We start from the raw sequence: 9,497 nt of genomic DNA on the forward strand, positions 1-9,497 counted from the left end.
GCGCACCGTCAAGCAGGCCGGGATCGGCGCCACGACGCTCGCCGTCGCCGCGGGGCTGGTGCTGGGCGGCGCCGCGCTGCTGCCCGACGCTCCGCAGCCCCTGCCCGGGCCGGCGACCAGCCCGACGCCGTCGGCCCCGTCACCGTCGAGCTCCCCCTCCACGTCGGGCGGCACGTCCTTCCTCCCGATCGAGGTGGGCTACCAGCCGGCGTGGCTCGAAGGCACCGACCTCGTGTGCGGGATGCGGTTCGACGACCTGCCGGCGAACGCCGACGGCAGACGGCTCGAGCTGCTCGCCGACCCCGTGCTCGAGGACGACACCAGCGCCGACGGCACCGAGACCGTCCGGATCTGGCGCGCACCCACCCGGCTGGCGGTCGACGACCCCGCGGACGCCGGCCTCCGGGTGAGTGCGCCCGGCCTGCTGTGGACGGAGGGCGCACAGGTCGTCGACGTCGGCGTCGACACGACCGAGGCGGGGATGGACCAGGTGGGCGACGCGCCCCCCGAGCGAGACGCCGAGGACTCGACGCTGACGACCTGCGCCCCGGAGGCCACGACGCAGGACGGCGTCGCCTCCGACGTCTTCACGAGCCCGTTGCGGCCGGGCGAGTACCAGGTCCGCGCGTTCGTCCAGCTCTGGTCCCCGGACTTCACCCACGCGGAGCTCGTGGTGTCGGAGCCGGTCACGGTGACGCTCGGGGAGGCCGGCGGCCCAGGCTCGGCGAGCGCCCCGCAGGGCGGGTCGGACGTGGGAGCGGCGGAGTGCTCCGCCCACGGGCTCGACCTGCCGGAACCGGACGTCGCCGACCTGCCGGAGGCCGCGCAGGCCACCGTCGTCTCGCTGTTCGACGCCGCCCGGGCCTGCGACGACGAGCGGCTGATCGAGCTCGCCGAGGCGTCCCGGCGGGTCGACGAGAACTGGGGCGCGCGCTCGCCGCGCGAGCTCCTCGAGCTGCCGGGGGCGGAGACGACCGAGGACGTGTACGCGATCCTCGCCCGGCTGCTGTCGGGGACGCAGGTGTGTGCCGTCGAGTCGACCGGCGACGACGGCGTGCAGCGCGCCTACAGCTGGCCCCGCATGTCCATGGGCGGCAGCTGCCCCTCGGCCGGGGTCGACTGGCAGGCGGCGGTGAGCGCCGGCGCGATCACGCTGCAGGAGTCCGACACGATGCGCGAGGCGGGACCGGACGGCTACGAGGGGTGGCGGCTGACCGTCGGCGGGGACGGCAGGTGGATGCAGTTCGTCGACGGCTGGCTGGGGCCGCGTGGCGACTGAGCGGCCCGCCGCGTGCTCCGGTCACGTGGAAGGATGACGGTCATGCCCGACGTCGTCCCCGCAGCAGCCCGCGCCCACACCGAGGACCTGGGAGCCTTCGTCTCCGCCTCGCCGTCGTCGTACCACGCCGCGCAGGAGGTGGCCCGCCGTGCGGAGGCCGCCGGGTACGTGCGGCTGGACGAGACGGCGGCGTGGGACGTGGTGCCGGGCGGGCGCTACGTCGTCGTGCGCGACGGCTCGGCGATCGCGTTCGCGGTGCCGCCGACGGCGGGCGCGACGACGCCGTTCACCATCCTCGGCACGCACACCGACTCCACCGGGTTCAAGCTCAAGCCGAAGCCGACCACCGGCCGCGACGGCTGGGTGCAGGCCGGCGTCGAGGTGTACGGCGGTCCGCTCCTGAACTCGTGGCTGGACCGCGAGGTGGAGCTCGCCGGTCGCCTCGTCACCTCCGACGGCGCGGGCGGCACGGTCGAGCACCTGGTGCGCACCGGGCCGATCGCGCGCATCCCGCAGCTCGCGATCCACCTGGACCGCTCCGCGAACGAAGGGCTGACGCTCGACAAGCAGCGGCACACGCAGCCCGTCGTCGGGCTGGGCGACGTGTCGCAGGCGGACGTGCTGGCGGAGCTCGCCGCCGCGGCCGGGGACGACGTCGAGGCGGCGGACGTGCTCGGGTACGACGTCGTGCTCGCCGAGACGCAGCCGCCGCGCGCGTTCGGCATCGGCGAGGCGCTGTGGGCGTCGCCGCGCCTCGACAACCAGCTCTCCACGCACGCGGCGATCGCGGCGCTGCTCGCCGTCGCGCCCGAGGACCTCGCGGCGATCGGCGTCGTCGCGGCGTTCGACCACGAGGAGATCGGGTCGGGGTCGCGTTCGGGTGCGGCCGGCCCGTTCCTGGAGGACGTGCTGCGGCGCGTGTCGGCCGGGCTGGGCGCGTCGGAGGACGAGCGGGCGCGGGCGTTCGCGGCGTCGCTGTGCGTGTCGTCCGACGTCGGGCACGCGGTGCACCCGAACTACCCCGAGCGGCACGACCCGGCGAACCACCCGCACGCGGGCGGCGGCCCGATCCTCAAGATCAACGCCAACCAGCGCTACGCGACGGACGCGCACGGGGCCGCCCGCTGGCAGGCGGCGTGCGCCGCGGCCGCCGTGCCCAGCCAGGAGTTCGTCTCGAACAACACCGTGCCGTGCGGCTCCACGACCGGGCCGATCACCGCGACGCGGCTCGGCATCCGCGTCGTCGATGTCGGCGCCGCCATCCTGTCGATGCACTCGGCACGCGAGCTCACGGCCGTCGTCGACCCCTGGTACCTGTCCCGCGCGATGCAGGCGGTCCTGGCCGGCTGACGACCACTCGTTGTGGGCGCTGCTGTGGCGTCATTCCTGGCCGGTGAGCGCCAAACCAGCGCCCACAACACCAGTCAGCGGAGGCCGAGCTTGCGGGTGCAGTGGGGCCACTGACCCCAGCCGGCGCGGTCCTGCAGGATCTGCGCGCGCTTGGTCTGCTCGCTCTTGCTGTGGCGGTGCGGCAGGCCCTTGCCGCCGACGGCGCGCCAGGTGCGCCCCGTGAACTGGTACATGCCGTAGAACCCGTTGCCCGTGTTGGTGCGCGGGTTGCCGCCCGACTCGCAGCGTGCGAGCTGGCCCCACACGTTGCGCTTCGTGAGGCGATTCGCCGACACCCAGCCCGTCGCGCCGCCGGGCGCGCGGACCTTGACGCGGTTGGTGTCACGGCCCACGGTGACCGCGCGGACGCTGAGCCTCGTGCCGAGGTGGACGCGCTTGACGATCTTGGAGCGCGCGCCGACGTCCTTGCGCAGCGCGACCTGGCCGCGCGTGTAGCGGGTGCCGGACACGTCCCTCAGCTTGGTCGCCGTGACCGCCTTCTTGGACACCCAGCCGACGGTGCCCGACGGGGTGCGCACCTTGAGGCGGTACCTGCCGCGGTCGAGGACGCGCAGGCGGGTGCCGTCGTCGGGCCGGGCGATCGTGCGGGAGCCGCTGGACCGCTTCTTCGTCACCGGGGCGCGGTTCCACTTCACCCAGCGGACGTCGCCGCTCGACGCGGCGGTGCGCACCGACGAGGAGACGGCGGAGGAGGTGGCGGCGGAGGCGGGGGCCGCGGTGGCCGCGGCCGGCACCACCATGGCGGAGGTGACGAGCGCGCCGGCGACTGCGGCCACGACGGATCGGCGGGCGGTGGATCGAGGCATGCGTACCAGGGAACGATGTCACGATCGGATAACAAAACCCGTTCGTGGATGGTCACACCCTCTTCACCGGATGGCGACGCCATCCCGTGGCAAACCGCGACATCACGCCACTTTCACCCGCTTCACCTATGGGTGGACATGCCCGACCTGCGCCTCAGGCGCGGCGTCGACGGCGCACGAGCAGCAGCGCTGCCCCGCCCCCCAGCAGCACGGCCGCGGCGACGACGAGCGCTGCCACCTCCGCCCCCGTGCGCGGCAGCTGCTCGACGGCGGCCGTCGCCCCGTCGACGTCCCCCGACAGGGCGATCGCCTGCTCGGGGGCGTCGGCCGCGGGCAGCGCGCCGCCCACGACGTCGTCCGACGCCGCCGAGGCCTCGGGCCGCGGAGTCGCGGGCTCGTCCTCGGGCGCAGGCCGCGTGTCGCCGTCGGACCCGGCAGGCGTCTCGGTCTCGCCCTCGGTCTCGGTCTCGGAGCCGGGGACGGCCGGCTCCTCGGTCACGCCCTCCTGCGGGGGCGCCGCCGGGGTCGAGGCCTCGGGACCGGGCGCCTCGCTGTCGGGTGTGGCCGGCGTCGTCGCCTCCGTGGCCGGGGGCTCCGACCGCTCGGGCGTCGCGGACGGCTCGGGGACCGGAACGGAGGCCGGGGTGCACACCGGCTCCTGCCCGCCCTCGCCGAAGTGCTCGTTGTAGCCCTCGACCTGCACCCAGGTGATGCACAGCCCGGCCGGGACGGCACCAACCAGCGCGGACCAGGGCAGGAACTGCTTCCCGACGTACGCCCCCGAGGGCCTCTGGTTGAGGGTCTCGAAGTGGATGCCGGCGCCCTGCTGCCCGGCGCCGGGCGTCGTGTACCGGATGTTGACGTGCCCGCCGTCCCGGAAGGCGTCGCCCGCGGGCAGGGTGAGCCCGTCCGCGGTGACTCGGTAGGGCGGCTCGTCGTCGGAGCCGCCGGCGGCAGCCGGCCCGGCGGAGATCAGGAGGAGGGCAGCGGCGGTCGCCGCCACGGTGGCATGGCGCATCGGGGGTCCTTCGTCGGCGTCGGGGTGCGGCTCGGCTCCGGGGAGGCGGAGCGGCCTGCAGCCCCGCGATCCTAGGTCGATTCCGCCGGGTATATGGCTTTTTCGCCAGATTTCACCCTGATATCAGGACACACTTCACCCGCGGCCCGCGTCCGTCGGCACCGACCCGCACGGCCTCCGCGCGGTGCGAGACTGTCGCCCGTGCCCGCCGCCCCTGCCCCCGAGCAGCACCCGCTGCTCGACGTGCTCACCGCGCACGGCGCGCGGGCGGACCGGCTCACGCACGTGCGCACCTTCCCCGCACGCGCCGGGGTGACGTCGGACTGGCCGGCCTGGGCGGACCCGGGCGTGGTCGCCGGCTACCGCGCGCTCGGCGTCGACCGCCCCTGGGCGCACCAGGTCGAGGCCGCCGACGCCGCCCGGTCCGGACGCCACGTCGCGCTCGCGACGTCGACCGGGTCGGGCAAGTCGCTCGCGTTCTGGCTGCCCGCGCTCACGGCGGTGCGCGGCCCCGAGCCCGCCACCGTGCTCTACCTCTCCCCCACCAAGGCGCTGGCGGCCGACCAGCTCGCCGGCCTGGAGCGGCTGGTCGGCGCGATGCCCGGGGCCCGCCCGCGCGTCGCGACCTGCGACGGCGACACCCCCACGGAGGAGCGCCGCTGGGTGACCGAGCACGCCGACGTGGTGCTCACCAACCCCGACTTCCTGCACTTCTCGCTGCTGCCCGGCCACCGGCGGTGGGCGCGGCTGCTGCGCGGGCTGCGGTACGTCGTCGTCGACGAGGGGCACGCGTACCGCGGCGTGTTCGGGGCGCACGTGTCGCTGGTGCTGCGGCGGCTCGCCCGGCTGGCCGCCCACTACCGCCCCCTGTCGGACGATCCGTTCGCCGGAGGGGGCCCACGGCCCGACAGGTCGCCGGTTTTCGTGGTGGCCAGCGCGACGACGGCGGAGCCCGCGGCGAGCACGGCGCGGCTGGTGGGGGTGCCGCCCGAGGAGGTGGTCGCGGTCACCGCGGACGCGTCGCCGGCGGGACGACGCACGTTCGCGCTGTGGCAGCCGCCCGAGGTGGCGGGGTTCGACCGGTCGCGGGCCACCGGGGAGACGCCGTCGCACGACGACGACCCGTGGGCGCTGCCCGACCCGCTCGACCCCACCCACTCCGAGCACGAGACCGAGGCCGTGCTCACCACCCGCGGCGCCGCGGAGCACCCGCGCCGGTCGGCCACCGCCGAGACGGCCGACCTGCTCGCCGACCTCACGGCGCACGGCGCGCGCACGCTCGCGTTCACCCGGTCGAGGAGGGGCGCGGAGTCGGTGGCGCAGCAGGCGCGCGACCACCTGCGCCCGGTGGCGGCGGGGCTGGAGTCCCGGGTGGCGAGCTACCGCGGCGGGTACCTCCCGGAGGAGCGCCGCGAGCTGGAACAGGCGCTGCGCACCGGCGCGCTGCGCGGGCTGGCCACGACCAACGCGCTCGAGCTGGGCGTCGACATCTCCGGGCTCGACGCCGTGCTCGTCGCCGGGTGGCCCGGCACGCGCGTGTCCCTCTGGCAGCAGGCGGGGCGCGCCGGGCGCGCGGGCGCCGAGGGCCTGGTCGCGTTCGTCGCGCGCGAGGACCCGCTCGACACGTACCTCGTGACCCACCCGGAGGCCGTGTTCGACGCCGCGCTCGAGGCCACCGTCTTCGACCCGGCCAACCCGCACGTCCTGGCGCCCCAGCTGTGCGCCGCGGCGCAGGAGGTGCCGCTGCGCGCCGACGACCTCCCCGCCTTCGGCGACCCGCGGGCGGTGCGCGAGGTGCTCGACGTGCTCGTCGCGCGCGGCGCCCTGCGGCGCCGCCCGTCCGGCTGGTACTGGACGCACGCGCAGCCCGCGTCGGCGATGGCGGACCTGCGCGGCACGGGCGGCCGGCCCGTGCGCGTGGTCGAGGCGACCACGGGGCGGCTCCTCGGCACCGTGGACGCCGGGTCGGCGGACGGGCAGGTGCACGACGGCGCGGTGTACGTGCACCAGGGCACGACGTTCGTCGTGGACCACCTGGACCTCGCCGAGCACGTGGCGCTCGTGGTGCGCAAGGACGTGGAGCACGGCACCTGGTCGCACGAGGTCATGGAGATCGCGATCGACGCCGACGGGCACCGGCCGGTCGAAGGCCGCGACTGGGGCCCGGTGCGGTGGGGCCTCGGGCCGGTGGAGGTGACGAGCCAGGTGGTGAGCTTCCAGCGCCGCCGCCTGCCGGACATGCAGGTGCTCGGCACGGAGGCGCTCGACCTGCCGTCGCGCACGCTCGCCACGACCGCCGTCTGGTGGTCCGTGCCGGACTTCGTGCTGCGGGCGGCGGGCGTCTCCCCCGACGAGACGCCGGGCGCGCTGCACGCGGCCGAGCACGCCTCGATCGGGCTGCTGCCGCTGCTGGCGACGTGCGACCGGTGGGACCTGGGCGGCGTCTCGACCGAGGTGCACCCCGACACCGGGGAGGCCACCGTCTTCGTGTACGACGCGTACCCGGGCGGCGCCGGGTTCGCCGAGCGCGGGTACGAGCTCGGCGCCCGCTGGCTGCGCGCCACCCGCGACGCGATCGCCGCGTGCGCCTGCGCCGAGGGGTGCCCGGCGTGCGTCCAGTCGCCCAAGTGCGGCAGCGACAACGCGCCCCTCGACAAGTCCGCGGCACTGCGCTTGTTGGATGCCGTGCTGAGCCACGCGCCGGCGGAACCTACCATCGTGAGGTGACTACCGAGATCGACCTCGCCGAACGCCGCCGTTCCCGCGAGGACACGCGCGTCGACCCCGCCAACTCCCGCTCCTGGCTGCTGCTGTCCGCCCTGCGCGACGACATGTTCGACGCCGCCCAGCTCTCCCGCGCCGACCAGGTGATCCTCGACTGCGAGGACGCGGTCGACGACAGCCGCAAGGACGAGGCCCGCCAGAAGGTGCTCGACTGGTTCTCCCAGGGCGGCCGCGCCTGGGTGCGCATCAACGAGCGCGGCTCGCAGGCGTGGGCCGACGACGTCCGCGCCCTGTGGGACTCGAAGGGCCTGCGCGGCGTCATGCTCGCCAAGACCGAGTCGCCCGACCAGGTGATCGACACGGCCCAGCGGCTCGGCGGCAGCGTGCCGGTGATCCCGCTGGTCGAGTCCGCGCTGGGCATCGAGGACGCCGTGAGCATCGCGCGCGCCCCCGGGGCCTTCCGCCTGGCGTTCGGCTCCGGCGACTACCGTCGTGACACCGGCACCGCCAACGAGTCCCTCGCGATGGCGTACCCGCGCTCGCGCCTCGTCACCGCCAGCCGCATCGGCGGGCTGCCGGGCCCGATCGACGGCCCCACCGTCGGCACCAGCCACTCGCTGCTGCGCGAGCAGTCGGCGGACGGCGTGGCCCTCGGCCTCACCGGCAAGCTCTGCCTGGACCTGGAGACGCCGGCCGTCATCAACGAGTCCTTCAGCCCGTCCAGCGCCGACGTCGCGTGGGCGATCGACTTCCTGGCCGACTTCGAGGCGTCCGGCTCCGTGATCCGTGACGGCTCGGACAAGCCCCGCCTGGCGCGCGCCCGGAAGATCAGCGAGCGCGCCGCGCTGTTCAACGTCAACCCCTCCTGATCCCCGCCGCATCCCGGCCCGGTCGCGCCTCACGGCGCCGCCCCGGGCCGGGGAGGCGGCTCGGTCCCCGACCGCGCCGCGCGTCCCGGGGCCGGTCCGGGCCGCGGCCCCGCGCGGGCGTGCGCCGTGGCGTCGCCGAGCGAGCCCGCCCACGGCCCCACCTCCGGGCCGAGGGCGGCGCGCGACGCCCGGACGCCGACGGTGCCGCCGTCCTCCGGGACGCACGCCACCACCTGCCCGCCGTTGCGGTGCACGGCATCGGTCGCCGTCGCGCAGGGGTCGGCGCCCTGCCGCCACGCCGTCGCGGCGGCGAGCGCGCCCAGGTCCGCCGCGGCCTGCGCCGCCCCTCGCGCGCGCTGCGCGGCGCCCAGCGCAGCCACGGCCAGCGCGAGCAGCACGACCACCGCCGCGAGTGCGAGCACGACGACGGTCCCCGCGCCGCGCTCCCGGGCCACGGGCGACCGGTCCTCGCACACCCGGTCCTCACCCGGCCCGTCCTCCCCCGGCCGGCCCTCGCGAGGCCTGGCGGGTGCCGCCCTCACGGCTCCACCCACGCCGTCGCGTCCCCCGACGCCCGCACGGGGGCACCCGCGAACCACCCGCCCACGACCGGCCGGGTCACCGAGACCCGCACCCACGTGCCGTCCCGGGTGACGGTCAGCTCCGTGTCCTCGCCCCCGACCTGCGCGACGGCCTGCCGCACCGCCGCGTCGTCCTCGCCGATGGCGTAGGCGCGCGCGCCGGCCCGGGCCGCGTCCAGGGCGCGCATCTGCGCCGTGGACGCGGCCGCGAGGCTGAGCACCGCGACCAGCAGGAGCACCACCACCGGCAGCCCGACGGCGAGCTCGGCGGTCACCGCGCCGCGCTCGTCCTCGGCTCCGTGCGGCCGTGCTCCGTGGGCCCGCGCCGTGCGGGCACCTCTGCTGCGGTGCGGGCGCATCAGACGGACAGCGCCGAGCTGATGATGGACTCCAGCAGGCCCCGGACGGTGTCGCTCTTGAGCACCGCGATGAGCAGGCCGGCGAAGCCGACCGCCGCCACGGTGGCCACGGCGTACTCCGCGGTGGCCAGCCCGGCCTCCGGGTCCAGGAGGTCGGGCGTCGGCCCTGCCGTCGTCCCCGTCCCGCCGCTCACGCCGGCCCTCGCTGCCGTCCCCGGCTCCAGCTCGCCCTCGGCCGCCACGCGGCCGTCGTCCTCGTTCGTCATGGCTCTTCCGTTCCCTTCGTGGGTCGTTCCTTGCGGTGTCGTTCTCGACCTGCGCCGGACGGTCCGGGCCGGTCGTGGGGGGGGCCGCCCGGGGGGGGGGGGGGGGGGGCCCGCGGGGGGCCCCGGGGGGGGGGGGGCGGGGGCGGGCCCCCCCCCCCCACGCGGGCGCCCCCCCCCCGCCGCCC

8 protein-coding genes and 1 pseudogene are annotated in these 9,497 nt (G+C 76.4%); 4 read left to right on the plus strand and 5 right to left on the minus strand.

Annotated elements, in window-relative coordinates; all coding sequences use genetic code 11:
• Together ACFUVW_RS16820 and ACFUVW_RS16825 are read left to right on the plus strand one after the other, a co-directional pair.
• Positions 1–1,279 (plus strand): annotated as a pseudogene (locus ACFUVW_RS16820) (hypothetical protein); the annotation flags it as partial.
• Positions 1,280–1,321: 42 nt separating this feature from the next.
• Positions 1,322–2,629, plus strand: a complete 1,308-nt coding sequence (locus ACFUVW_RS16825; RefSeq protein WP_430572466.1) for a M18 family aminopeptidase — start codon at positions 1,322–1,324, stop codon at positions 2,627–2,629.
• 74 nt (positions 2,630–2,703) lie between these two features.
• Here the strand turns inward: ACFUVW_RS16825 and ACFUVW_RS16830 are convergent, their stop codons facing one another.
• Positions 2,704–3,495 carry a transglycosylase family protein gene (locus ACFUVW_RS16830; protein ID WP_430572467.1) on the minus strand — a complete coding sequence of 264 codons (792 nt, stop codon included), beginning with the start codon at positions 3,493–3,495 and terminating at the stop codon, positions 2,704–2,706.
• 154 nt (positions 3,496–3,649) lie between these two features.
• Positions 3,650–4,513, minus strand: coding sequence for an LPXTG cell wall anchor domain-containing protein (locus ACFUVW_RS16835; protein WP_430572468.1), 864 nt, complete (start codon positions 4,511–4,513; stop codon positions 3,650–3,652).
• Positions 4,514–4,714: 201 nt separating this feature from the next.
• Here ACFUVW_RS16835 and ACFUVW_RS16840 point away from each other — a divergent pair, with 201 nt between their 5' ends.
• Both ACFUVW_RS16840 and ACFUVW_RS16845 read left to right on the plus strand, forming a co-directional pair.
• Complete coding sequence (locus tag ACFUVW_RS16840) at positions 4,715–7,240, plus strand: DEAD/DEAH box helicase (protein ID WP_430572469.1); 2,526 nt, start codon at positions 4,715–4,717, stop codon at positions 7,238–7,240.
• The gene (locus ACFUVW_RS16845; RefSeq protein WP_430572470.1) at positions 7,237–8,106 is read left to right on the plus strand and encodes an HpcH/HpaI aldolase/citrate lyase family protein; all 870 of its coding nucleotides are present in this window, start codon (positions 7,237–7,239) and stop codon (positions 8,104–8,106) included. Before ACFUVW_RS16840 ends, ACFUVW_RS16845 begins: the two co-directional genes overlap by 4 nt.
• A 29-nt stretch (positions 8,107–8,135) precedes the next feature.
• Here the strand turns inward: ACFUVW_RS16845 and ACFUVW_RS16850 are convergent, their stop codons facing one another.
• From ACFUVW_RS16850 to ACFUVW_RS16860, 3 genes are all read right to left on the minus strand, one after another.
• On the minus strand, positions 8,136–8,561 hold the full coding sequence (locus tag ACFUVW_RS16850) for an Rv3654c family TadE-like protein (RefSeq protein ID WP_430572471.1): 426 nt from the start codon (positions 8,559–8,561) through the stop codon (positions 8,136–8,138).
• An 83-nt stretch (positions 8,562–8,644) separates the two neighbouring features.
• Positions 8,645–8,962, minus strand: coding sequence for a TadE family type IV pilus minor pilin (locus tag ACFUVW_RS16855; RefSeq protein WP_430572472.1), 318 nt, complete (start codon positions 8,960–8,962; stop codon positions 8,645–8,647).
• A gap of 83 nt (positions 8,963–9,045) precedes the next feature.
• A complete protein-coding gene (locus ACFUVW_RS16860) occupies positions 9,046–9,312 on the minus strand; it encodes a DUF4244 domain-containing protein (protein ID WP_430572473.1) in 267 nt (88 codons plus the stop codon).
• Positions 9,313–9,497 lie beyond the last annotated feature (185 nt).

It is taken from the genome of Isoptericola sp. NPDC057391, from assembly GCF_042668085.1.
GTDB lineage: Bacteria > Actinomycetota > Actinomycetes > Actinomycetales > Cellulomonadaceae > Isoptericola.

What these genes read in the sequence shown, in the direction of transcription:
- ACFUVW_RS16825 (WP_430572466.1), top strand. Translation starts at nt 1,322, where the DNA reads ATGCCCGACGTCGTCCCCGCAGCAGCCCGCGCCCACACCGAGGACCTG.
- ACFUVW_RS16830 (WP_430572467.1), bottom strand. Translation starts at nt 3,495, where the DNA reads ATGCCTCGATCCACCGCCCGCCGATCCGTCGTGGCCGCAGTCGCCGGC.
- ACFUVW_RS16835 (WP_430572468.1), bottom strand. Translation starts at nt 4,513, where the DNA reads ATGCGCCATGCCACCGTGGCGGCGACCGCCGCTGCCCTCCTCCTGATC.
- ACFUVW_RS16860 (WP_430572473.1), bottom strand. Translation starts at nt 9,312, where the DNA reads ATGACGAACGAGGACGACGGCCGCGTGGCGGCCGAGGGCGAGCTGGAG.